The sequence below is a fragment of the Microbispora sp. H11081 genome, from assembly GCF_012999535.1.
GTDB lineage: Bacteria > Actinomycetota > Actinomycetes > Streptosporangiales > Streptosporangiaceae > Microbispora.
Genome location: NZ_JABBWV010000015.1, coordinates 71,178 through 94,450 on the forward strand (window position 1 = coordinate 71,178; position 23,273 = coordinate 94,450).

18 protein-coding genes are annotated in these 23,273 nt (G+C 72.8%); 12 read left to right on the forward strand and 6 right to left on the reverse strand.

Going from position 1 to position 23,273, the window contains the following annotated elements; genetic code table 11:
* Positions 1-15: 15 nt before the first annotated feature.
* A complete protein-coding gene (locus HHX31_RS28305) occupies positions 16-1,134 on the forward strand; it encodes a GuaB3 family IMP dehydrogenase-related protein (RefSeq protein WP_169951887.1) in 1,119 nt (372 codons plus the stop codon).
* A gap of 92 nt (positions 1,135-1,226) precedes the next feature.
* On the opposite strand, the gene HHX31_RS28310 is transcribed toward HHX31_RS28305, so the two are convergent.
* Together HHX31_RS28310 and HHX31_RS28315 are read right to left on the reverse strand one after the other, a co-directional pair.
* The gene (locus HHX31_RS28310; protein ID WP_169951889.1) at positions 1,227-1,889 is read right to left on the reverse strand and encodes a response regulator transcription factor; all 663 of its coding nucleotides are present in this window, start codon (positions 1,887-1,889) and stop codon (positions 1,227-1,229) included.
* A complete protein-coding gene (locus HHX31_RS28315) occupies positions 1,886-2,992 on the reverse strand; it encodes a sensor histidine kinase (protein WP_169951890.1) in 1,107 nt (368 codons plus the stop codon). The genes HHX31_RS28310 and HHX31_RS28315 overlap by 4 nt, the downstream gene beginning before the upstream one ends.
* Before the next feature lie 218 nt (positions 2,993-3,210).
* Here HHX31_RS28315 and HHX31_RS28320 point away from each other — a divergent pair, with 218 nt between their 5' ends.
* Positions 3,211-3,639, forward strand: a complete 429-nt coding sequence (locus tag HHX31_RS28320; protein ID WP_169951892.1) for a DUF6223 family protein — start codon at positions 3,211-3,213, stop codon at positions 3,637-3,639.
* Positions 3,640-3,654: 15 nt separating this feature from the next.
* Here the strand turns inward: HHX31_RS28320 and HHX31_RS28325 are convergent, their stop codons facing one another.
* Complete coding sequence (locus HHX31_RS28325) at positions 3,655-4,611, reverse strand: LysR family transcriptional regulator (protein ID WP_169951894.1); 957 nt, start codon at positions 4,609-4,611, stop codon at positions 3,655-3,657.
* 70 nt (positions 4,612-4,681) lie between these two features.
* Here HHX31_RS28325 and HHX31_RS28330 point away from each other — a divergent pair, with 70 nt between their 5' ends.
* On the forward strand, positions 4,682-5,740 hold the full coding sequence (locus HHX31_RS28330) for an SDR family oxidoreductase (RefSeq protein WP_169951896.1): 1,059 nt from the start codon (positions 4,682-4,684) through the stop codon (positions 5,738-5,740).
* 36 nt (positions 5,741-5,776) lie between these two features.
* Here HHX31_RS28330 and nagA read toward each other — a convergent pair whose 3' ends face one another.
* On the reverse strand, positions 5,777-6,925 hold the full coding sequence (gene nagA / locus HHX31_RS28335) for an N-acetylglucosamine-6-phosphate deacetylase (RefSeq protein ID WP_169951898.1): 1,149 nt from the start codon (positions 6,923-6,925) through the stop codon (positions 5,777-5,779).
* 215 nt (positions 6,926-7,140) lie between these two features.
* Between nagA and HHX31_RS28340 the strand changes: the two genes are divergently transcribed.
* Entirely contained in the window at positions 7,141-8,901 is a 1,761-nt protein-coding gene (locus HHX31_RS28340; protein WP_169951900.1) for a glycerol-3-phosphate dehydrogenase/oxidase, read from the forward strand.
* 3 nt (positions 8,902-8,904) lie between these two features.
* On the opposite strand, the gene HHX31_RS28345 is transcribed toward HHX31_RS28340, so the two are convergent.
* A complete protein-coding gene (locus tag HHX31_RS28345) occupies positions 8,905-10,845 on the reverse strand; it encodes a beta-propeller domain-containing protein (RefSeq protein WP_169951901.1) in 1,941 nt (646 codons plus the stop codon).
* Positions 10,846-10,937: 92 nt separating this feature from the next.
* Between HHX31_RS28345 and HHX31_RS28350 the strand changes: the two genes are divergently transcribed.
* The 6 genes from HHX31_RS28350 (at position 10,938) to HHX31_RS28375 (ending at position 18,843) form a co-directional block, all read left to right on the forward strand.
* A complete protein-coding gene (locus tag HHX31_RS28350) occupies positions 10,938-11,531 on the forward strand; it encodes a TetR/AcrR family transcriptional regulator (protein WP_169951903.1) in 594 nt (197 codons plus the stop codon).
* Positions 11,528-12,367 carry an alpha/beta fold hydrolase gene (locus tag HHX31_RS28355; protein ID WP_169951905.1) on the forward strand — a complete coding sequence of 280 codons (840 nt, stop codon included), beginning with the start codon at positions 11,528-11,530 and terminating at the stop codon, positions 12,365-12,367. Before HHX31_RS28350 ends, HHX31_RS28355 begins: the two co-directional genes overlap by 4 nt.
* A gap of 32 nt (positions 12,368-12,399) precedes the next feature.
* Positions 12,400-13,956: a succinic semialdehyde dehydrogenase gene (locus HHX31_RS28360; protein WP_169951906.1), complete on the forward strand. Its 1,557-nt coding sequence runs from the start codon at positions 12,400-12,402 to the stop codon at positions 13,954-13,956.
* A 292-nt stretch (positions 13,957-14,248) separates the two neighbouring features.
* Positions 14,249-15,952, forward strand: a complete 1,704-nt coding sequence (locus HHX31_RS28365; RefSeq protein ID WP_169951908.1) for an FAD-dependent oxidoreductase — start codon at positions 14,249-14,251, stop codon at positions 15,950-15,952.
* Positions 15,953-16,029: 77 nt separating this feature from the next.
* Positions 16,030-17,577, forward strand: coding sequence for a glutamine-hydrolyzing GMP synthase (guaA, locus tag HHX31_RS28370; protein ID WP_169951909.1), 1,548 nt, complete (start codon positions 16,030-16,032; stop codon positions 17,575-17,577).
* A 48-nt stretch (positions 17,578-17,625) separates the two neighbouring features.
* Positions 17,626-18,843: an acyltransferase gene (locus HHX31_RS28375; protein ID WP_311932278.1), complete on the forward strand. Its 1,218-nt coding sequence runs from the start codon at positions 17,626-17,628 to the stop codon at positions 18,841-18,843.
* On the opposite strand, the gene HHX31_RS28380 is transcribed toward HHX31_RS28375, so the two are convergent.
* Complete coding sequence (locus HHX31_RS28380) at positions 18,782-19,519, reverse strand: polysaccharide deacetylase family protein (RefSeq protein WP_169951911.1); 738 nt, start codon at positions 19,517-19,519, stop codon at positions 18,782-18,784. The genes HHX31_RS28375 and HHX31_RS28380 overlap by 62 nt on opposite strands.
* A gap of 219 nt (positions 19,520-19,738) precedes the next feature.
* On the opposite strand from HHX31_RS28380, the gene HHX31_RS28385 reads away from it, so the two are divergent.
* Both HHX31_RS28385 and HHX31_RS28390 read left to right on the forward strand, forming a co-directional pair.
* Entirely contained in the window at positions 19,739-21,613 is a 1,875-nt protein-coding gene (locus HHX31_RS28385) for a glycosyltransferase family 2 protein (RefSeq protein ID WP_169951913.1), read from the forward strand.
* Positions 21,610-23,238, forward strand: coding sequence for a glycosyltransferase family 2 protein (locus tag HHX31_RS28390; protein ID WP_169951914.1), 1,629 nt, complete (start codon positions 21,610-21,612; stop codon positions 23,236-23,238). The genes HHX31_RS28385 and HHX31_RS28390 overlap by 4 nt, the downstream gene beginning before the upstream one ends.
* Positions 23,239-23,273 lie beyond the last annotated feature (35 nt).

Here is a 23,273-nt window from a genome sequence, read left to right on the forward strand (position 1 = left end):
GAAAGAACAAGCGATATGACACAGGTGGAGATCGGGCGCGGCAAGAGCGGACGGCGTGCCTACGCGCTGGACGAGATCGGCATCGTGCCCTCCCGGCGCACCCGCGACCCGGAGGAGGTGTCGATCTCCTGGCAGATCGACGCCTACCGGTTCGACTCTCCGCTCGTGGCGAGCCCGATGGACAGCGTCGTGTCGCCGCAGACGGCCATCGAGATCGGACGCCTCGGCGGCCTCGGCGTGCTCGACCTCGAAGGCCTCTGGACCCGCTACGAGGACCCGGCGCCGCTGCTCGAGGAGGTCGCGACCCTCGACAGGGAGGCCGCGACCCGGCGGCTGCAGGAGATCTACACCGCGCCGATCAGGGACGAGCTGATCGGCCGGCGCATCGAGGAGATCCGTTCCGCCGGTGTCACCACCGCCGTACGGCTGTCGCCGCAGCGCACCGTGCAGCACCACAAGGCCGTGATCGACGCGGGCGTGGACATCTTCGTGATCCGCGGCACGACGGTCTCCGCCGAGCACGTGTCGGGCCAGGCCGAGCCGCTCAACCTCAAGCAGTTCATCTACGAGCTCGACGTCCCCGTCATCGTGGGCGGCTGCGCGACGTACACGGCCGCGCTGCACCTCATGCGGACCGGCGCGGCAGGCGTGCTCGTCGGCTTCGGCGGCGGCGCGTCGCACACCACGCGCAACGTGCTGGGCGTGGTCGTGCCGATGGCGACCGCGATCTCCGACGTGGCCGCGGCCCGCCGCGACTACATGGACGAGTCCGGCGGCCGGTACGTCCACGTCGTGGCCGACGGCGGCATGGGCGGCTCCGGCGACATCGCCAAGGCGATCGCCTGCGGCGCCGACGCCGTCATGGTGGGCTCGCCGCTCGCGCGGGCCACCGAGGCCCCCGGCCGCGGGTTCCACTGGGGGTCGGAGGCCCACCACCCCGAGCTGCCGCGCGGCAAGCGGGTCGAGTTCGGCACGATCGGCACGCTCAAGGAGATCCTGCACGGCCCGTCGTCGCTGGCCGACGGCTCGATGAACCTGCTCGGCGCGCTGCGCCGCACGATGGCCACGGCCGGCTACTCCGACCTCAAGGAGTTCCAGCGCGTCGAGGTCGTCGTCGCCCCGCCGCAGCGCTGAGGTGTCACCCGGAGCGGGGGCCGGCTCCCGCTCCGGGCGTCCTGCCCCGCTCCGTACGCCCTGCCCCGCTCCGTACGCCCGAGCGCCGGGGGTCAGCGGTCGCGCGGGGTCACCAGGCCCGACTCGTAGGCGATGACCACGAGCTGCGCGCGGTCACGCGCGTGCAGCTTGGCCATGGCCCGGTTGATGTGGGTCTTGGCGGTCAGCGGGCTGATCACCATGCGTTCGGCGATCTGCTCGTTGGACAGGCCGCGGGCGACCAGGGCGACGGCCTCGCGCTCGCGGTTGGTCAGCTCCCCCAGCTCGATCCCGGCGCCCAGATGGAGCGGCTGGGTCACGTACCGGTCGATCAGCTTGCGGGTGATCGACGGCGCCAGCAGGGCGTCGCCGCGCGCGGCGACGCGTACGGCGTGCAGGAAGTCCTCCGGCACGATGTCCTTGACGAGGAAACCGGCGGCGCCGGCGCGCAACGCGTCGAAGACGTACTCGTCCAGGCCGTAGTTGGTCAGGATGACGACGTGCACCCCGGCGAGGGCCGGGTCCGCGGCGATGCGCCGGGTCACCTCGATGCCGTCGGCGGCCGGCATCTGGATGTCGACGAGGGCGATGTCGGGCAGATGCTCCCCGACCAGGGCCAGGCACTCCATCCCGTCGCCCGCCTCGGCGACCACCTCGATGTCGTCTTCGAGGTCGAGAAGCGCGCGGAATCCGCTGCGCAGGAGCGGCTGGTCGTCGGCCAGCAGGACCCGGATCACGGCGGCACCGGCAGTTCGGCGTGGACGGTGAAGCCGCCCTCGCCGCGCGGCTCCGCGCGGAGGTGACCGCCGAGGGCGGTGACGCGTTCGCGCATCCCGAGCAGTCCGACGCCGGGCACGGGCGCGGCGCCCGGACATGCCTTCCCGTCGTCGTCGACCCGCACGACCAGGGCGCCGGGACGGTAGCCGATCCGGACCGTCGCCGTGGTGGCGGAGGCGTGCCTGGCGACGTTGGTGAGCGACTCCTGGACGATCCGGTAGGCGGTCCTGTCCACCGCGGCCGGCACGTCGTCTCGCTGTCCCTCGATCGTCAGCGTCGCGTCCAGGCCGGTCGTACGGGCGCGTCGCACCAGGTCGGGGACGTGGTCGAGCCCACGCGCCGGGTTCTCGTCGTCGCGCAGCGCCTCCAGGGTCGCCCGCAGCTCGCGAGCCGCCTCACGGCCGGCGTCCCTGATAGCGAGCAGGGCCTCCGGCACCTGCTCCCCCCGCTTGCGCGCCACGTGCACGGCGACTTCGGCCTGCACCTTGATGACCGAGATCTGGTGGGTCAAAGAGTCGTGCAACTCCCGCGCGATGTGCAGCCGCTCCTCGTCGGCGCGGCGGCGCGCGGTCTCCTCACGGGTCCGCTCGGCCTCCTCGGCCCGCCGCTCGGCCTGCCGCAGCGCCTCGCCCGCCGCGCCGGCCGCGATCAGCCAGGCCAGTTCGAGGGCGCCACGAGCCTGCGCGAGCGCCGCGCCCGTGTCGTGCAGGCCCGAGGCCATGGCCGCGAGAGGGAGCGCGGCCAGCATCGTCACACTCGCCGCCACCGTGACGGCGCGGTGTCCCGCCCGCATCGCGGCGTACACCGCGAACAGGAACGCGACGGCGGGCACGTCGAAACCGGCCGCCTGGTAACCCACCGCGCACAGCCCGGTGACGGCCAGGACGGGGACCGGTGCGCGGCGTCCGGCGGCCAGCGCCAGGCCGCCGGACGCGAGCAGCGCGAAGCCGACCGGATCGAGGCCGGTCGCGGGGTCCTGCTTGGACAGCCCTGTGACCACCAGCGCCGCCGCCACGCAGACGGCGATCGCCCCGTCTATGACACCGGGCCGGACTGTCCTCATGCGCGCACCCTAGCCCGGCGCGGGCGCGGGGGACTCCTCCGCGCGGATGATCGGCCGGCTACCGCCCCCGCGGTACTCGCGCCGCCCCCGTGGCGTACGCGGCAGCGGGGTGCGGCGCCGGCGGCAGCGTGAACGGCCCGCCCACGGCGGACGACGGGCGGCGGGTCCGGCGGACATGCTCGGGTCACGTCCCGTCGTACGAGGAGAAAGAGCACCTCATGTCCGTGCGTCACCTGTTCGCCGCCGCCCCGACCGCCCTGCTCGGATCCGCCGGGCAGGCGACGTCGCCGGTGGTCCATCTCCTGGTTGAGCCGGCCGGCGCCTACACCATGACCGCAGGACGCCTCTGGGCCCTGGTGGCCATGGTGCTGGGGCTGGCCGGCGTGGCCGTCGGCGGGCTGGCCCTGGCCCGCTCCGCGGGCCGTATCCGCGTCGGCGACGCGAGAAGCGGGGCCGTCGTGGCGCTGGTGGCCGGGCTGACCGGCACGGTCGTCGGCGGCCTGGTCGTGGCCGCCGCCGACGGTGGTCCCGGCGCCGGCTACGGGATAGTCGGGGGCTACGTCGCCCTGGTGGTGGGGCCGGCCGCCGCGGTCGTCAGCGGGCTGGCGCTGAGTCGTTCCCGCCGCGCGGGTGACCGGTCGGCGTAGGGCCGGCGGCGGGCCTCAGCGACGGGCGCGTACGTGGGCGGGCACGAGGCGGGCGGCACGCCCCAGGGTCGCCACGAAGGCGGCGGCGAGGGGATCGGGGCGGCCCCGCGTGTAGGCCGTCATGACGCGCTCCACGGGCGGCCTGGGCCACAGCACGCGTCCGTCGAAGTGGGGCGGGATGACGTTGGCGGGCACCAGGGTGGGCCCCAGCCCGGCGGCGGCGAGGACGGGCGCGGCGGCGGTCTGCTCGGTGCGCACGGCGGCCCGCGCCTGGAACCCGGCGGCCGCGCACGCCTGGTCGAGGATCTCACCGAGCCCGTTGCCCGGCGCGAAGTGCACCCAGTCGCGGCCGGCCAGCGCCGCCAGATCCACAGACTCCCCGGCGTCGTCCCCGGCGTCGTCCCCGGCGTCGTCCCGAGCGTCCTCGTCGTCGGCCGGGCGGCCCGCCGGGTCGTCCGCGGGGAGCACGACGAGGAACGGTTCGGTCCCGAGCGGCGTGATCTGGCCGTCCCAGTCGCGCGGGGCGGGCCCGATGGCGAGGTCCGCCTGGCCGGCCAGCATCGCCTCGCGCAACTGCTCGGCGTGCGGATGCTCGAACAGCCTGACCCGTACGCCGGGATGTGAGCGCCGCCAGGCGCGCAGCGCGGGCGGCAGCACGCCGAGGCTCACCGAGTAGAGGGTCGCGACCTGGAGCTCACCGGTCTCCAGCCCACCGGCCTGCCGTGCCGCGCACCGCGCCCGCTCCGCGTCGGCCAGCGCGGCCCGGGCGTGCGGCAGCATCGCCCGGCCCATCGCGGTGAGCCGCACCGCTCGCGGGAGCCGTTCGAGCAGCGGGCCGCCGACCTCGCGTTCGAGCGCCCGCACCTGGTGGGACAGCGCGGGCTGGGACACGTGGAGGAGTTCGGCCGCCCTGGTGAACGACCCCTCGTCCACGATCGCGACCAGATATTCGAGCTGCCGCAGGCTTGCCATGAACAGAGATTATCGGAGCTGTGAAATCCATGTCTTGGACTAATCTCAGCGGCCGCCCGAAGCTTGGACCATGGACACGGACCACAAGGTCGCCCTCGTCGTCGGGGCGAATGGCGTCATCGGCCGCAATCTGATCGATCATCTCGTGGAGCTCGGAGACTGGGACGTGATCGGCCTGTCCCGGCGGGGCGGGACCGACGCGGGCCGGGTCAGGCACATCGCCGTGGACCTGCTGGACGCGGAGGACCGCCGGGAGCGGCTGCGCGGCCTCGACCGCGTCACCCACGTCTTCTACGCCGCCTACCAGGACCGGCCGACCTGGGCGGAACTGGTGCCGCCCAACCTCGCCATGCTGGTGAACGTCGTCGAGGCGGTGGAGGCCGCCGCACCCGGCCTGCGCCACGTCAGCCTGATGCAGGGCTACAAGGTGTACGGCGCGCATCTCGGGCCGTTCAAGACGCCCGCGCGGGAGGACGACCCCCACCACATGCCGCCGGAGTTCAACGTGGACCAGCAGAACTTCCTCGAAGAACGCCAGAGGGGCAAGGCGTGGACGTGGTCCGCGCTGCGTCCCTCGGTCGTGTGCGGGTTCGCCCTCGGCAACCCGATGAACCTCGCCATGGTGATCGCGGTGTACGCGGCCGTCTCCAGGGAGCTGGGCCTGCCGCTGCGGTTCCCCGGCAGGCCGGGGGCCTACCACGCGCTGCTGGAGATGACCGACGCGACGCTGCTGGCCAAGGCCACGGTGTGGGCGGCGACCAGTGAGGCCTGCGCCAACCAGGCGTTCAACATCAACAACGGCGATCTCTTCCGGTGGGAGGAGATGTGGCCGGAGATCGCCCGCTTCTTCGGCCTTGAGGTTGCGCCGCCGCTCCCGATGTCGCTGGAGGTCGTCATGGCGGACAAGGGGCCGCTGTGGGACTCGATGGTCGAGCGGCACGGCCTGATGAAGAACTCCTACGAGGAGGTGTCGTCCTGGCGCTTCGGCGACGCCGTCTTCTCCTGGGACTACGACTTCATCGCGGACGGCTCCAAGGCGCGGCGGTTCGGATTCCACGAGTTCGTCGACACCAGGAAGATGTTCCTGGACATCTTCGCCGGCTTCCGCCGCCGCGGGATCATCCCGTGAACGCGCCGCGCCACCAGAGGGGGCCGGGGCCGCCGGTCAGGGGTGGCGGGCCCAGGCGCCGCGCCGCATCACGCCGGCGACCTCCAGGTCGTCGTCGAGCACGACCAGATCGGCGTACCTGCCGACCGTGATCGAGCCGACCTCGCCGTCCAGGCCGAGGACGCGGGCGGGGGTGAGGGAGGTCATGCGGGCGGCGTCCACCAGCGACCGCCCGACCTCACGCACCGTGCGGCGGAAGGCCACGTCCATCGTGAGCGTGCTGCCCGCGATCGGGCCCGGCTCCCCGGAGACGCCGGAGGCGATCCTGGCCACCCCGTCGACGACGTCGACGGTCATCGGGCCGAGCGGGTAGCGCCCGTCGCCCATGCCGGCCGCCGCCATGGCGTCGGTGACCAGCGCCGTGCGGTCCGCGCCCGCCGCGTCCATGGCCAGGCGCAGCATGGCCGGGTGGACGTGGACCCCGTCGTTGATGAGTTCCACCGTCACCCGCTCGTCCTGCAGCAGCGCGGCGACCGGGCCGGGCGCGCGGTGGCCCAGCGGCGGCATCGCGTTGTAGAGGTGGGTCGCCACGCTCGCCCCCGCCTCGATGCCGTCGAGCGTCCGCTCGTAGGTGGCGTCGCTGTGCCCGAGGGCCGCGACGATCCCCTCGGCGGCGGCGTCCCTGATCACGTCGAGCGCGTTAGGCAGTTCCGGGGCGATCGTCAGCATCCGTACGTGCCCGCGCCCCGCCTTGACCAGCGCCCGGAACTCCGCCCGGTCAGGCTCGCGCAGCAGCGCGGGCTCGTGCGCCCCGCACCGCGACCGGGCGATGTACGGCCCCTCGAAGTGGACGCCGGCGAGCAGGCCCTGCTCGCACAGGTCGGCGAGCGACGCGGCGGCCCGCGTGAGCGTGTCCGGCGCGGCGGTGACCAGGCTGGCCATGAGGGTGGTCGTGCCGCGTCCGAGATGGAAGGCGGCGACCTCGGCGGCGGTCTCCGGGTTCCCCTCAGGGAAGCTCCCCCCGGCGCCGCCGTGGCTGTGGATGTCGACGAAACCGGGGACGACGGTGCGTCCGCCCAGGCCGAACCCGTCGCGCGGCGCCTGTCCGCGCCCTATGTGGGTGATCCTGCCGTCCTCGATGGTCAGCCAGCCGTCGTGCACGCCGTCGGGAGTGACGACGCGGGCATCGGAGAGAGTCACGCTCATGCCGCCATCCTTCCGCGTACGGCCCGCAAGTGCCGCCGCGGGTCCCGGAGCGGGCGCGCGGGCGGCTCCGGCCGTCCGCCGAGCGCCTGGCGCGGGGACGAGTTCACCGACTTTCCGGAGATCATCGGAAAAGTGGGCGAAAAGGATGGATTCCCGGGTGGCTACTCGTGGGTAGATTTACTCGGCACAGGTGCAAGCGGTACAGAAGGAGCTTTATGACGGCGAGGATGGGCACGGCGCGACTCGGCCCGGCGGAACGCACCGCAGCCCTGGCACGGATGGAGGCGCAGGAACTCGACGTCGTCGTGATCGGCGGCGGCGTGGTCGGCGCGGGCGTCGCGCTCGACGCCGCGACCCGCGGGCTCTCCGTCGGCCTCGTCGAGGCGCGCGACTTCGCCTCGGGCACGTCCTCGCGGTCGTCGAAGCTGATCCACGGCGGGCTGCGCTACCTGGAGCAGCTCAACTTCGACCTGGTCAGAGAGGCCCTGCGGGAGCGTGCCCTGCTGCTCAAGCGGATCGCGCCGCACCTGGTCAGGCCGGTGCCCTTCCTGTATCCGCTCACCCACGCGGGCTGGGAGCGGCCGTACATCGGGGCGGGGCTCGTGCTCTACGACACGCTCGGGCTGTCCTTCGGCCTCACCCGGGGCGTGCCCGGGCACCGCCACCTGACCCGCCGCCAGGCCCTGCGGGTCATCCCGTCGCTGCGGCGGTCGGCGTTCACCGGCGCCGTGCAGTACTGGGACGCCCAGGTGGACGACGCCCGCTACGTGATGACCACGCTGCGCACCGCCGCGACGTACGGCGCGCACGTCGCCTCGCGGGTGCAGGCGATCGGCTTCCTGCGGGAGGGGGAGCGGGTCACCGGAGTGCGGGTCTGCGACCTGGAGACCGGCGCGGAACTGGACGTGCGGGCCCGCCAGGTGGTCAACGCCACCGGCGTGTGGACAGACGACATCCAGCAACTCGTCGGCGGCCGGGGACAGATCCACGTGCGGGCGTCCAAGGGCATCCACCTCGTGGTGCCGCGCGACCGCATCCACTCGCGCAGCGGCCTGATCATGCGCACCGAGAAGTCCGTGCTGTTCGTCATCCCCTGGGGGCGGCACTGGGTCATCGGCACCACCGACACCCGCTGGAACCTGGACAAGGCACACCCCGCTGCCTCCCGGGCGGACATCGACTACCTGCTCGACCAGGTCAACTCCGTCCTCGCGGTGCCGTTGACCAGGGACGACGTCGAGGGCGTGTACGCCGGGCTGCGGCCGCTGCTGGCCGGGGAGTCCGAGGAGACCTCGAAGCTCTCGCGCGAGCACGTCGTCGCCCACCCCGTGCCCGGGCTGGTCATGGTGGCCGGCGGCAAGTTCACGACGTACCGGGTCATGGCGGCCGACGCGGTGGACGCGGTCGCGCTCGGCCTCGACCAGCGCGTGCCGCCGTCGTGCACCGACCAGGTGCCGCTCGTCGGCGCGGAGGGCTACCAGGCGCTGTGGAACTCCCGCCACCGCATGGCGCGCTCCTCGGGACTGCACGTGGCGAGGATCGAGCACCTGCTGGAGCGGTACGGCTCGCTGATCGACGAGGTGCTCGCGATCATCGAGGCCGACCCCTCGCTCGGCCGGCCCCTCGACGGCGCCGACGACTACCTGCGGGCGGAGATCGTGTACGCCGCGACGCACGAGGGCGCGCGGCACCTCAACGACGCGCTGACCCGGCGCACCCGCATCTCAATCGAGACCTTCCACCGGGGCACCGCGGTCGCGGGGGAGGCCGCCGAGCTCATGGCCGGCCCGCTCGGCTGGGACGGCGATCAGGTCAAGCGCGAGGTCGAGTACTACACCAAGCGGGTCGAGGCGGAGCGGGCCTCCCAGGAGCAGGACACCGACCAGGAGGCCGACGCGATCCGCCTCGGCGCGCCGGAGATCGTTCCCGTCGCGCCCCCGCGCGACCTCGCGAAGGCGCGGGGGAGCGGAAGCTGACCGTCAGCCGAAGGGGATCCACGCCCGGTCGGCCAGCGTGGCCGCGTCGCTGACCTTGAGGCCGTTGTCGGACAGGGTCCACAGGTCGTCGCCGATGACGAGGGAACGGCGGATGCCCTGGCCGGCGGGGGCGAAGCCGCTCCTGCCGGCCTGCCCCGGGTGGCTGACGACGCCCAGCTTGGTGATCTCGCGGTCGCCCACCCGCAGGGCGAGGGCGGCGCTCCCCGCGATCCCGCCCTCGGTCCAGTTCACGAGCGGGAGCACGGCCAGCCCGGTGGCGGGCCAGTAGAGGAAGGCGTGCGGGTCCCACTCGGCCTCCGAGCCCGACCGCTCCTGGTGGAACCGCGACAGCACGGCGGGCGCGGCCGGGTCGGAGACGTCGAACAGCGAGATCTGCGTGCCGAGCGTGCGGCCCTCATCGCTCGCCTCCTGGCCCACGCCGATCAACCGCCCCTCGCCCGCCGGGTGGAGATAGGCGGAGAAGCCGGTGATCTTCAGCTCGCCGGTGACCTTCGGCGCGGCCGGGTCACGCAGGTCCAGCGCGTACAGGGGGTCGGTCTGGCGGAACGTCACCACGTAGCCGAGGCCGTCCATGAACCGGACGGAGTAGATCCGTTCGCCCCTGCCGAGGCCCGTCACCGAGCCGGTCGGGGAGAGCGTGCCGGCGTCGAGCACGTACACGCCGCTCTCGCTGCCGGACGCCTCCGCGCCGCTGGTCGTCGCCACCCGCAGATGGCCGTCGTACTCCGACAGGGAGTACTGGTTCAGCAGCCGTCCCGGCACCGATCCCGAGGCGACGTAGCGCGGGGCGCCGGGGGCGGAGACGTCGAAGCGGTGCACCTCCGTGCGCTCGGGGGGAGCGGTGGGCGTGGGCGCGGTGGCCGTCGCGCCGGGGATGGGCGCCACGTCGATCGGGCGGGCCGCCCACCACAGCGGGTTGCTGGTGACGTATAGGCTGCCCGCCGTCCCGTACACGGTGTCGCCGTCGGCCGCGACCGCGATCGGCGTGGGCGAGCCGAACGGCGTGGCGGCGGCCAGGTCGATCGTGTGGATGGTCAGCATCGAGGCCCCGGTGAAGCGCTCGGGATGGCTGACCCGGTCGCAGGCGACCCGCTCGGTGCGGCTCACACCGCCGGACTCGACGTCGTACGACGGCAGCCACGCGTCCGCGGGGGCGGACAGCACGGCCTGACGGTTGCCTTCGAGCAGTTCCTTCTCCGCCTCGTTCCCCTTCGGCGGGGGGAAGACGATCGCCGGCTGGGACCTGGCGACGAGCCGCACCACGGAGCCGGTCTGCCGGGCGTCGACGTGGTGCCCCCGCACGGTCATCGCGCCGAGGACGCGCGGCTCGCCGGACAGGTCCACGAGGACGTATCTCGGGCCGCCGGGACCGTCCGCGGGCCTGGCCGTCGTCCCGAAGGGAATCACCCCGCCACCCTCGAACAGCACGAGCGCGCGGTCGCCGTGGACCAGCAGGTCGGCCTGGGCCCACGACTGGTCCTCGGGGACGAGCCGCAGCGTCGCCGTGACCTTCCGGCTCCTCGCGTCCACGACGCGCAGCACGCCCGCCGTGACCGTGACCACCCGTTCGCCGTCCGTCTTCACGAGGTCGGGCTCGTCCACGCCCGCCTCGTGGGTGTTGGTGGTCGAGTGGGACGGCTGCCCGGACGCCGCCTCCCTGCCCGCGGCGACATCGGAGCGGGCCATGAGGAGCAGGCTCTCCTCGAAGCCCCAGGGGGTGACGTTCCGCGCGGCCGCCTGCCGCAGCCCTTCCGTCAGTTCGTCGCAGCCCGCGTACGCGACGAGCCGCACCTTCCCGGTCAGGTCGGCGGGGGAGGGCGGCGAGTCCGGAGTCGTACGGCCACCCGCGCAGGCCGTGGCTCCGGTGGCCCCCATGGCCAGCAGCGCGGCGACAACGCCGGCCGTACGGATCGATGTCCTCATGCTTCCAAGACGGATCGGATCGGAAACGGGTTCGACGGCCGGGATCTAGGGTTGCTAGGTTGTGCCTAATAGTCCTAGGAAGGGATGGGCGGATGCGAAGGGCCGGGCTTACGGCGGACCGGGTGACGCTCGCCGGCGCCGAACTGGCGGACGAGGCCGGGCTCGACCACGTGACCATGTCGGCGGTGGCGCGGCGGCTCGGCGTGAAGGACGCCAGCCTCTACGCGCACGTGCGCAGCCTGGAGGATCTGCGCGGGCGGATCGCGCTGCTCGCCGCCGACGAGAAGACCCTCCGGATCGCGGAGGCGATCGCCGGACGGGCCGGGAAGGACGCGCTGGTCGCGTACGCGAACGCCTGGCGGCAGTACGCCCACGACCACCCGGGCCGATACCTGGCGACGCAGATCCCGATGCGGATCGATCCCGAGCTCGTGGCCCGGGCTCCCGGGCCGCGACGCGCGATCGAGCTGACCTACGGCATGCTGCGCGCCTACGCGCTGGAGGAGCCCGACCTGACCGACGCGGTCCGGCTGATGCGCAGCACGCTCCACGGCTTCACCAGCCTCGAGGCCGCGGGCGGGTTCGCGCACGAGCGCCCGGCGCAGGACACGTGGATCCGCTGCCTCGACGCCCTGCACACCCTCCTGGAGCACTGGCCCTCGCGCCCCGAAGGAGACCCCGCATGACCAGCCCGATCGTCGGCCGCCTGCGCGTGGACGGCGCCACCCTGCGCTACGAGGTGCGCGGCAGCGGCCCGCTCCTCCTGCTGATCCCCGGCGGCACGGGCGGCGCGGCCGCCTACGACGGGGTCGCCGACGGCCTGGCCGCCGAATACACGGTCGCGTCCTATGATCCGCGCGGCCTGTCCCGCAGCCCCCTGGACGACCCGGAGGCCGAGCAGCGGGTCGCGCGGCACGCCGACGACGCGGTGCGGCTGCTTGACCTGCTGTCTCCGGACGCGCCCGCCCGCGTGGCCGGCTGCAGTTCCGGCGCGATCGTCGCGCTGCACCTGCTCACCACGCACCCCGAGCGCGTCGAGCGGGTCGTGGCGCACGAGCCGCCGGTGGTCGAGGTGCTGCCGGACGCCGCCGAGCACCGGGCGCTGCTCGCCCGCGTCGCGGACACGTTCCGCCGGGAGGGGCTCATGCCCGCGGCCGCGGTGTTCGCGGCCGGCCTCAGGAGGCCCGGCGACCCCGTCGAGCCCCCGGCGGCCATAGCGCCGCCGCCGGGCCGGGCCTTGACGGATATGTCGTACTTTCTCGGGCGTATCGTGCCGAGCTTCATGGCGTACAGGCCGGATGTGGACCGCCTGGCGGCGCTGTCGGACCGGCTCGTGCTCGCGGCCGGCACGGACTCGGTCGGTGAGCTGCCCTATCGTCCCGCCGCCTTCCTGGCAGAACGCCTCGGCACGGAGCTCGTCCACTTCCCCGGCGGCCACGTGGGGCTCACCACGCACCCCGCCGAGTTCGGGGAGACGCTGCGCGCGGTCCTGAGCGCCCAGCGGCCCATTACCAGGCGGTAGCCAGGAGCGAGGCTCCGGAATATTCTTCGGCCATGGGTGCCATGAATCGGACGCTCGACGCGGCCATGGTCGACCGGATCCTCACGCACGTCTCCTCCGAGGGCAAGACGCGGGAGATCCTCGCGCCGTTCACCGGCGACGTCCTGGCCGAGGTCCCGATCTCCACCCGGGACGACGTCCGGGAGGCGTACGCCAGGGCCGGGCAGGCGCGGGAGGCGTGGGCGGCGCTGCCGGTCCGCGAACGGGTCAAACCCTTCCTCCGGCTCCACGACGCGCTGCTCGACCGGCGCGCCGACCTGCTCGACGTGGTGCAGTGGGAGACGGGCAAGGCGCGCCGCCACGCGTACGAGGAAGTCGCCGACGTGGCGGGCTGCGTGCTCTACTACGCGCGGCGGGCGGCCGGGCTGCTGGAGCCGAAGCGCAGGCAGGGCATCTTCCCGGTCGCCACCCGTACGACCGAGCTGCGCCACCCCAAGGGCACGGTCGCCGTGATCAGCCCGTGGAACTACCCGCTGGCCCTCGGCGTCACCGACGTCGTCCCCGCCCTGATGGCCGGCAACGCGGTCGTGCACAAGCCCGACACCCAGACCCCGCTGTCCGCGCTGTGGACGATCGACCTGCTGGCCGAGCTGGGCATGCCGCGCGACATCTGGCAGGTCGTGCTCGGCGACCCCGAGGAGATCGGCGAGCCGCTGATCGACGGCGCCGACTACGTCGCGTTCACCGGCTCGACGCGCGGCGGGCGGAGGATCGCGGAAGAGGCGGCCAAGCGGCTCATCGGCTGCTCACTGGAGCTCGGCGGCAAGAACCCGATGGTCGTGCTCGACGACGCCGACCTCGACGTCGCGGCGCAGGGCGCGATCCGGGCCTGCTTCACCAATGCCGGGCAGCTGTGCCTCTCGATCGAGCGGATCTACGTGCACGAGGCCGTCGCCGCCGCCTTCCGCGACAAGTTCGTGCGGGCGGTGGAGAACATGAGGATCGGCCCCGGCCTCGACTGGGACCCGCAGATGGGCTCGCTCACCTCGCAGCGGCAACTCGACGCGGTCGTCGCGCACGTCGAGGACGCGGTCGCCAAGGGCGCCACGGTGCTGACGGGTGGCCGGCCGCGGCCCGACCTCGGCCCGTTCTTCTACGAGCCGACCGTGCTCGACGGCGTCGGCGAGGACATGGCCGTCTGCAGGGACGAGACGTTCGGGCCGGTCGTGTCGCTCTACCGCTTCAGGGACGACGACGAGGCGGTCCGCGCGGCCAACGACACGGCGTACGGGCTGAACGCCTCGATCTGGACCAGGGACGTCGCGCGGGGCCGCCGCCTCGCCGCCCGGATCAAGGCGGGCACCGTCAACATCAATGAGGGGTACGGCTCGGCGTACGCCTCCTATGACGCGCCGATGGGCGGGATGAGGTCGTCCGGGCTCGGCCGCCGCCACGGGGCCGAAGGCCTGCTGAAGTACACGGAGGTCCAGACGGTGTCGAGCCAGGCCACGTGGCTGGGCTTCGAGCCGATCCTCGGCATGACCTACGACAAGTACGCCGACACCCTCTCCGGCGTGCTCAAAACCATGAAACGCCTCCACCTCAAATAACCCCACCCATAAAGCCCCCCTCATGAAGCCCCCCTCATGCCGTGATCTTGCAGTTTGTCGCAGGCGTACGCCTTGAGCTGGAGCGGAACCCTCCGTGATCATGCAGAAAAACTCTCTATCGGCCTCTCACCTCGGACGACATCCACCGTGATCATGCGATTGCATGATCACGACATGCGAAAGACGAGGTCGGGGGGTCATCCGCGGAATTACTGCAAGATCACGACGAATAGGCGCCCAGGTGAGCGGCCATCCGTGCGACAAACTACAAGATCACGGTGGTGGGGATGGGATGGGTGGGGTTGTGGATTACGACGTTGTGGTGATCGGGTCGGGGTTCGGCGGGAGTGTGACCGCGCTGCGGCTCACTGAGAAGGGTTACTCGGTCGGCGTCATCGAGGCCGGCCGGCGGTTCGACGAGAAGACCCTGCCCAAGACCTCGTGGCGGGCCAGGGACTTCCTGTGGGCTCCCGCGCTCGGCCTCAAGGGCATCCAGCGCATCCACGTCCTGCGCGGCGCCAACGGCGTGATGGTGCTGGCCGGGGCCGGCGTGGGCGGCGGCTCGCTCGTCTACGCCAACACGCTGTACGAGCCCCTCGCCCCGTTCTACGAGGACCCGCAGTGGCGCCACATCACCGACTGGAAGGCGGAGCTCGCCCCCTACTACGACCAGGCCAAACGGATGCTCGGCGTGGTGGAGAACCCCACGGTGACCGCCGCCGACGAGGTGATGAGGAAGGTCGCGGAGCGGATGGGCGTCGGCCACACCTTCCGCCTCGCACCGGTCGGGGTGTTCTTCGGCGAGCCGGGGGCCGAGGTCGACGACCCCTACTTCGGCGGGGTGGGGCCACGCCGACGCGGCTGTGTCGAGTGCGGCGAGTGTATGACCGGCTGCCGCCACGGCGCCAAGAACATGCTGATCAAGAACTACCTCTACCTGGCCGAGAAGGCCGGGGCCAGGGTCCACCCGGAGACCACCGTGACCGGCGTACGGCCCGTCGAGGGCGGCTACGAGATCACGGTGAAGCGCACCGGGGTGTTCGGCTCCACCCGCACGCTGACCGCCGCCCAGGTGGTCTTCGCGGCCGGCACGTACGGCACCCAGCTCCTGCTCCACCGGCTGAGGGCGACGACGCTGCCCCGGATCTCGCCCCGGCTCGGCGCGCTGACGAGGACGAACTCCGAGGCGCTGCTCGGCTTCGAGCGCCTCGCCACGAAGGGCGTCAAGCTCAACCGCGGCGTGGCGATCACCTCCTCGATCCATCCGGACGCGGAGACGCACATCGAGCCGGTCAGGTACGGCGACGGCTCCAACGCCATGGGCCTGCTGCGCACGCTGCTCGTGGACGGCGGCGGCCGGGCTCCCCGGTGGCTGAAGTTCCTGGGCGCGGCGCTGCGGCGGCCACGCGTGCTGGCCCGGCTGGTCAACCACCGCGGGTGGTCGGAGCGCGCGGTCATCGCCCTGGTCATGCAGGCCAAGGACAACTCGATCACGCTGTCCATGAAGGGCGGCAGGCTGCGGGCGGGGCCGGGCCACGGCGAGCCGAACCCCACCTGGATCCCGGCCGGGCACGAGGCCGTACGCCTGGCGGCGGAGGAGGTCGGCGGCATGCCCGGCGGTTCCTGGCTCGACCTGTTCGACATCCCGGCTACGGCGCATTTCCTCGGCGGCTGCGCGATCGGCGACTCGCCCGAGACGGGTGTGATCGACCCCTACCACCGCGTTTACGGGTACGACGGCCTGCACGTCGTCGACGGCTCCGCCGTGTCGGCGAACCTCGGGGTGAACCCCTCCCTCACGATCACCGCCCAGGCCGAGCGCGCGATGGCGCTGTGGCCGAACAAGGGCGAGCGGGACCGCCGCCCCGCCCCCGGCTCGCCGTACGTGCGGCTCACCCCGGTCGCGCCCGTACGGCCAGTGGTCCCGGCGTCCGCGCCGGGGGCGCTGCGCCTGCCCATCGTGGAGATCACCGGACCTCCGTCGCCCGACGGGTGAGTGTGGCCGGGCGGTACGCGTCACCGCGCCGATAGACTGGCGTTACCGCCTCGCTGCCTTCATGGGGGTCCTTTCCAGTGTCCGAGTTCGACACGGTGCTCGTCGTGGACTTCGGCGCGCAGTACGCGCAGCTGATCGCCCGACGGGTGCGTGAGTGCCACGTCTACTCCGAGATCGTCCCGTCGTCCATGCCGGTCTCCGAGATGCTGGAGCGGAAGCCCAAGGCGATCATCCTGTCCGGCGGACCTTCGTCGGTGTACGCCGAGGGCGCCCCGCCGGTGCCGGACGGCCTGTTCGAGACCGGGGTGCCGACCTTCGGCATCTGCTACGGCTTCCAGGCCATGGCCCAGGCGCTCGGCGGCGAGGTCGCCAGGACCGGCTCCGCCGAGTTCGGCGGGACCGCGCTCAAGGTCGTCGACGAGGGACGGCTGTTCGCCGGTCTCCCGGCCGCCCAGACCGTCTGGATGTCCCACGGCGACTCGGTGGTCGGCGCCCCTGCCGGGTTCGCCGTCACGGCCGCCACCGACGCCACCCCGGTCGCCGCGATGGAGGACCCCGCGCGCGGCCTGTACGGCGTGCAGTTCCACCCTGAGGTGCTCCATTCCGAGCACGGGCAGCAGGTGCTCAAGCACTTCCTGGAGGCGGCGGGCTGCCGTCCCTCCTGGACCATGCTCAACATCGTCGAGGACGCCGTGGAGGCGGTGCGCGCCCAGGTGGGCGACGGCCGCGCGATCTGCGGCCTGTCGGGCGGCGTGGACTCCGCGGTGGCGGCCGCGATCGTGCAGCGGGCCATCGGTGACCGGCTGACCTGCGTGTTCGTCGACCATGGCCTGCTGCGTAAGGGCGAGGCGGAGCAGGTCGAGCGGGACTTCGTCGAGGTGACCGGCGTCAAGCTGCGCGTGGTGGACGCCTCGGAGCGCTTCCTCAAGGCGCTGTCGGGCGTCACCGACCCGGAGGAGAAGCGCAAGATCATCGGCCGGGAGTTCATCCGGGTCTTCGAGGACGAGCAGCGCGCGATCCTCGCCGACGGGCCGGTGGACTTCCTCGTGCAGGGCACGCTCTACCCGGACGTGGTCGAGTCGGGCGGCGGCACGGGCACCGCGAACATCAAGTCGCACCACAACGTGGGCGGGCTGCCGGACGACCTCAAGTTCCAGTTGGTCGAGCCGTTGCGCACGCTGTTCAAGGACGAGGTGCGGCGGGCCGGCGAAGAGCTCGGGCTGCCTCCGGCGATGGTCTGGCGCCAGCCGTTCCCCGGGCCCGGCCTCGGCATCCGGATCATCGGCGAGGTCACCCGCGACCGCCTCGACCTGCTGCGCGAGGCCGACGCGATCGCGCGGGAGGAGCTCACCCGCGCCGGTCTCGACCGCGACATCTGGCAGTGCCCGGTCGTGCTGCTGGCCGACGTCCGCTCGGTCGGCGTGCAGGGTGACGGGCGCACGTACGGCCACCCCGTCGTGCTGCGGCCGGTGTCCTCCGAGGACGCCATGACCGCCGACTGGTCGCGGGTGCCGTACGACGTGCTTTCGCGCATCTCCACCCGGATCACCAACGAGGTCCGCGAGGTCAACCGCGTGGTGCTCGACGTAACGAGCAAGCCGCCGGGCACCATCGAGTGGGAATGATCCTGGATCAACAGGAATAGATCCGGCGTCTCTGGATAGGGTGACGCGGTGATAGCCACTCAGCCCGTCACCGCCGCGTCACACCAGGTCACCCGGCTGGCCTGGCTGGACGCACTGCGCGGGATCGGTGCGATGGCGGTGGTCGCCGAGCACGCGCTGCCCTGGCTCATGCCGTCGTTGCGCCCCTACTGGTTCAGTCTCGGCATGTACGGCGTGCTGGTCTTCTTCCTGGTCAGCGGATACATCATTCCCGCGTCGCTGGAGAAGCGGGGCGACGTGGGAGCGTTCTGGATCAGCCGGGTTTTCCGGCTGTATCCGCTGTATCTCCTGGTGATCGTGCTCGTGCTCGCGATGGCGTTCTGGGTTCCGGTGCGTGCGGAGGTGCCCCGGGACCCCTCGGGCGTGGCCGCGCACGTGACCATGCTGCTCGACGTCGTCCACACCGGCGCGCTCGCCGACCCGATGTGGACGCTGTCGTACGAGATGGTGTTCTACCTGCTGGTGACGGCGTTGTTCGTGGGTGGCGTGCACCGGCGCAGCGGGCGGCTGGCGATCGCCTTCGGTCTCGTGGCGGTCGGCGCCGGTCTGGTGCTCTCGGCGCCGCTGCTGCCGGGGCCGTGGCCCGCCGTCGTCTCCTGTGTGCTGTTCGTCGTGGGCCTGGGCTGCCTGATCACCGGCAGGTTCCGCACGGTCGCGGCGTACGCGCTGGGCCTGATGGCGCTCGTGCTCCTCGTGTTCGGCAGCTACGTGCCGTGGTTCGGCGCGGCCATCCTCGCGGTGATGTTCACGGGGACGGCGCTGTACCGGTGGGAGCGCGGGACGGGCGGGCTCGGCCCGGTCGTGGCCGCGGCGGCGCTGGTGGCCGCCGCGCCGGTGTGGTCGATCCAGGCGGGGTGGTGGTGGGTGCAGCCCGACGTGTGGATCATCACGATGATCCTCGCCGGCGGGACGTTCGCGCTCGGCATGGCGCTGCGCGGGCGGCGCGTCCCCGGCGTGCTGACCTGGCTCGGGCTGATCAGCTACTCCGTCTACCTGCTGCACCACCCGCTGCTCAAGTATCTGAACGCGCTCGCGGGCGACCTGCGGTCGCTCCCGCCGACCGGCCGGACGGCTCTCGGGCTCGGTTATCTCGTGGCGCTGCTCACGCTGAGCTGGGTCACCTACCGCTTCCTGGAGACGCCGGCCCAGGCGCTGGGCCGCAGGATCAGTGGACGGTGGCCGTCGTCTCCGTCCCCGACCGGTCGGGATATACCTGTCCCGGGGTGAGCTCCTGGCCCTGCAGCAGGGTGGACACCGTCACGAAGCTGTAGCCCTCCGCCGTCAGCATCTGGAGCACCTCGGGCATGGACGCCACGGTCTCCTTGACGGTCTCGTGCATCAGCACGACCTCGCCGTCGCCGGCCACGTCGAGTGCCCGGGTCGTGAGCAGGTCCACGTGCCGGTAGTCCTTGATGTAGTCCTTGGTGGCCGTCGTGCCGGGCACCTGGATGAGCCCGAACTTGGCGGTGATCTCCTCCACTCCGCCGTTGCGCAGCCCGCCGGGGGCGCGGAAGAGCTTCGGGGCCTTGCCGGTCGTCTTCTGGATCAGTCGCTGGCTGTCGCCGATCTTCTTGTTGATCTGGGCGTACGTCAGCTCGGTCAGGTAGCTGGCGTCCCACGAGTGGTTGCCGATCTCGTGACCCGCCTTGGCGATCATCTGAGTGATCTTCGGGTGCTTCTTCACCTCCGTCCCGATGACGAAGAACGTCGCCTTCGCCTTGTACTGGGCGAGGGTCTTCAGCAACGTCTGGGTGTACTTCCCCGGACCGTCGTCGAAGGTCAGGGCGATGCACTTGTGGGTCGCGCAGTACGGTTCATCGGTCCCGCGGGCCTGCGCAGGGGTGGCGGTGGCCGCGGCGAGGGCGCACGCGACGGCCACGGCGATCAGACGACGTACAGCCATGGGGATACTCCTCGGGAATCTATAACGCGGCATCGTAACGTGCTTCACGTCACTTCCTCCTCGTCAGTCCGGTTTCTCACCGCCGGTAAATCCGCGCCCACCTGCGGCGAAGGGCGATTAAACCTTCGGCCAAGGAAGGGAATAACCCGGCCCGTCACGGGTGGGGTTCGCGATGCTGGGCCGGTCGGAAGAGGACCCCGGGCATGGTGAGGAGGGCGGGTGAAGCGAGCCGCCTCCCGGTCGGCGTGGGGGACGTGGATCGGGTTCGAGTCCTGTCCCGCGCTGCTCGGCCGTCTCGTCGAGGGCTTCGCCGGTCCCTGGACCGCGCTTGAGGAGGTGCCCGTCCCCGCGCCGCCGTCGGCAGCGGCGGGCGACGCGGACGCGATCCCCGGCACCGTCCCCACAGTGAACAGCCCGGACGGCGCGACCGGCGTGGAGCGGGCGCAGGATGGCACCGGCGCGGTCGGATGCGTCGTGCTCGCCGCCCGCTCCCCGGCCGATCTGCGCAGGGCGGTGCCGCTGCGCGGCCTGCTGCCCACGGCGACGCGGGTCAGGATCGCCGTCGCCGACGTGCCGCCCTGGGCGGCCCAGCCCCTGCCGGCCGCCGCGCCGGGCGCCTGCTGGCGTCACCTCGCCGAGATGCGGATCGTGCGCCGCAAGCGCGGCTGGCACCTGGACGCCGCCTTCACCGAGCCGGTGCCGGCCGGTGACGTCGTCGCCCACGTGGCACGCGGCCTGTTCGGCGGGTGCGAGGCGACCACTCCCGTCGCGGGGCTGGAGGGCGGCGGCGCGGCCGACTGGCGGCCCGGCGACCCCAACGTGACGTTGTCGCCGCCCGGCGGGCCGGTGCCGGACCGCCGCGACGCCCCCGGCTGCGATCTGCCGCTGCCCCTGGCGGAGACGGCCGGTTCCGTGCCGCCCCTGGACGAGGCCGTGGTCAACCCCATCGGGTTCCGGCAGCATCCCGCGCAGGGGACGGCGGCGCTCGCCGCGCACCGGGACGGGTTCGTCGTCACCCTCGGCGGTGACACGCTCGTACGGATCCCTGCCGCGGGCCGGGTCACGGACGTCGACGTCGCCCGCCTGCGGGACTTACGCGGGATCGAGGTGCCCGCGATCGAGGGACGGGCGTCCGCCGTCGCCCGTGTCGTGGCCGCCCTCGCGGCCGCCGGGATCCCGGTCGTCACCGCACCCGACGCCGCCCGCGACCGGGCGCTCGGCCCCGGCCTGGCCGCCGCGCTCGCCGCCGTGACCCACGAGGCGATCACGTCCGACCTGCGCCGCGAGGAGCTGAGCGTCCGGCTGCGCAGGGCCGCGCTGCGCGAGCACGGGGCCGCCGCCCGCTGGCGGGGTCTCGCCCTGGCCGCGGGCCTGCCGGTGCCGCCGGAGCCGCGGGTGTCGATCCTGCTGTGCACGCGCCGCCCTGAGATGGTGCCGTTCGCGGTCGAGCAGATGGGGCGCCAGCGCGGCGTCACCGCGGAACTGATCGTGGGGATGCACGGCTTCACGGCGGCGGAGACGGTGCTGCCCCGTACGCCGCTGCCGCTCACCGTCATCGAGGCCCCGGCCGCGACGCCGTTCGGCGAGGTGCTGAACCGGATGGCCGCCGCGGCGTCGGGGTCGTACCTGACGAAGGTGGACGACGACGACTGGTACGGCCCCGACCACCTCGCCGACCTCCTGCTCGCGCGGCACTACAGCGGCGCGGACCTGGTCGGGACCGCGGCGGAGTTCGTCTACCTGGAGTCGCTCGACGTGACGATCAGGAGGTGCATCGGCACCGAGCGGTTCGCCCCGCTGGTCGCCGGGGGCACGATGCTGGTCACCCGGGCGGCGTTCGAGGCGGCCGGCGGCTTCCGGCCGCTGGCGAGGACCGTGGACGGCCAGCTCCTGCAGGCGGTGGAGGCCGTCGGCGGCCGGATCTACCGCACCCACGGCCTCGGCTACATGCTGCGTCGCCGCAGCGCGTACGGACACACCTGGCGCCAGCCCGTGCAGTCGTTCCTCGCGGCCTATCAGGAGCAGTGGCGCGGGCTGGTCTTCAACGAACTGATGGAGGACGGTGCCGGATGGCGGGCGGAGGTGAGGACGTGACGGGGGCTGTGCGCATCCCGCTCAACGACTACGGGGTGCTGGGGGAGCCGCCCGCGCTCGGGGAGTGGACCCCCACGCGGACGGTGAGCGTGGTGGTCCCCGCCCACCGCGCGGAGCGCACCCTGCCGCTGACGCTGGCAGGCCTGGCCCGGCAGACGTACCCGGCCCACCTCATGGAGGTCGTGGTCGTGGACGACGGCGAACGGCCCATGTCGCCGCCGCTCGAGTCGTACGCGGGGCCGCTGCCGGAGCGGCTGCGGGTGGTACGCCCGCGTGACGGGGAGTGGGGCAGGGCGAGCGCCTGCGCGGCGGGGGCCGAGGCGGCCCATGGAGAGGTGATCCTCTACCTGGACGCCGACATCGTGCTGTTCCCCGAGCACGTGGAGGCCCAGATGCGCTGGCACCACATGGCCGACTACCTGGTCGTGCTCGGGCACCTGCGGTTCGTGCCCGGCCTGGACGAGGTCCCGGCGAGCGAGGTGCTCGCGGCCGTCGACGCGGGCGCGGTGCACAAGCTCTACGCCGAGGAGGACGCCACGCCGCAGTGGACAGAGCGGCGCTGGGACCAGACCGACGACCTGCGGGCGGCCGGTTTCAGCGCGTTCTCCGTCATGGTCGGGGCCACCGCGTCGCTGCCCGCCCGCCTGCTGCGTGACGCGGGAGGGCTCGACGCCTCGCTGGTCCTCGGCGAGGACACCGAACTCGGCTACCGGCTGGCCCAGGCGGGGGCCGTGTTCGTGCCCGACCGCCGCAGCCGGTGCTGGCACCTCGGCAGGTCGACCGTCATGCGCCGCGAGGCCGACGTGAAGCGGCACAACTGGCCCCACCTCGCCGAGCGCGTCCCGAGCTTCCGCTGGCTGCGCAGGCACCCCCACCGCTCCTATCTGGTGCCGTACGTCGACGTGGTGGTCGAGGTGGGGGACGCGTCGTTCGAGGATGTCAGGGCCACCGTCGACGCCGTGCTCGCCGGGCGCCTGCCCGACGTGCGGGTGACCGTCGTCGGGCCGTGGGGGCGGCTCGGCGGCGGGCGGCGGGACCCGCTCGGCGATCCCGCGCTCGACCTCCGGCTGGTTCTCGCCTGCTACCAGGGCGAGCCGCGCGTGCGGTTCCGGGAGGCCGTGCCGGACGACTGCTTCCCCGTGCCGTTCCGCTTCCACTGCCCGCCCGGCTGGGTGCCGTCTCGGGGCACCATCGGTTCTGTCGTGAAGCACGCGGACCGGCAGCGGCTTGGCGTCGTCTCGCTGGCGCTGGACGAGCGGAAGGACGGCCGCGTCGTCAGCGCCCGGCTGGAGCGCACCGCCGCGATGAGCCGCGCCCGCCGGTGCGCGGGGCCGGGGGACGACCTCGACGACCTGGTCCACGAGATGTACGGCACGGTGTGGGTCGCGGGCGCCACGTGGGGGTTCCTGCCCGCCGACATCGCGTCGGCCACCGCGTCGCCGATGCCGGGGCACGACCGGGCCCGCTCCTCCTCCGGATCGCCCCGCTCCGCCCCTGGATGGGTGCGCTTCACTCCCAGGTCGCTTCGCGCCACCCCTGGATCGCTTCGCTTCGTACGCAGGCCGCTGCGCCGCACGGCCCGGTCGCTCCGCAGGCGCCTGCGGGCGCTCGTGCGCCCGGCCTGAGCCGGGCCTACCACCGACCGCCGACTCGCAAGGAC

Coding starts and splice junctions, on each gene's coding strand:
- HHX31_RS28340 (WP_169951900.1), top strand. CDS start 7,141: ATGACGGCGAGGATGGGCACGGCGCGACTCGGCCCGGCGGAACGCACC.
- HHX31_RS28365 (WP_169951908.1), top strand. CDS start 14,249: ATGGGTGGGGTTGTGGATTACGACGTTGTGGTGATCGGGTCGGGGTTC.
- nagA (WP_169951898.1), bottom strand. CDS start 6,925: ATGAGCGTGACTCTCTCCGATGCCCGCGTCGTCACTCCCGACGGCGTG.
- HHX31_RS28350 (WP_169951903.1), top strand. CDS start 10,938: ATGCGAAGGGCCGGGCTTACGGCGGACCGGGTGACGCTCGCCGGCGCC.
- HHX31_RS28320 (WP_169951892.1), top strand. CDS start 3,211: ATGTCCGTGCGTCACCTGTTCGCCGCCGCCCCGACCGCCCTGCTCGGA.
- HHX31_RS28345 (WP_169951901.1), bottom strand. CDS start 10,845: ATGAGGACATCGATCCGTACGGCCGGCGTTGTCGCCGCGCTGCTGGCC.
- HHX31_RS28305 (WP_169951887.1), top strand. CDS start 16: ATGACACAGGTGGAGATCGGGCGCGGCAAGAGCGGACGGCGTGCCTAC.
- HHX31_RS28315 (WP_169951890.1), bottom strand. CDS start 2,992: ATGAGGACAGTCCGGCCCGGTGTCATAGACGGGGCGATCGCCGTCTGC.
- HHX31_RS28325 (WP_169951894.1), bottom strand. CDS start 4,611: ATGGCAAGCCTGCGGCAGCTCGAATATCTGGTCGCGATCGTGGACGAG.
- HHX31_RS28355 (WP_169951905.1), top strand. CDS start 11,528: ATGACCAGCCCGATCGTCGGCCGCCTGCGCGTGGACGGCGCCACCCTG.
- HHX31_RS28380 (WP_169951911.1), bottom strand. CDS start 19,519: ATGGCTGTACGTCGTCTGATCGCCGTGGCCGTCGCGTGCGCCCTCGCC.
- HHX31_RS28360 (WP_169951906.1), top strand. CDS start 12,400: ATGGGTGCCATGAATCGGACGCTCGACGCGGCCATGGTCGACCGGATC.
- HHX31_RS28330 (WP_169951896.1), top strand. CDS start 4,682: ATGGACACGGACCACAAGGTCGCCCTCGTCGTCGGGGCGAATGGCGTC.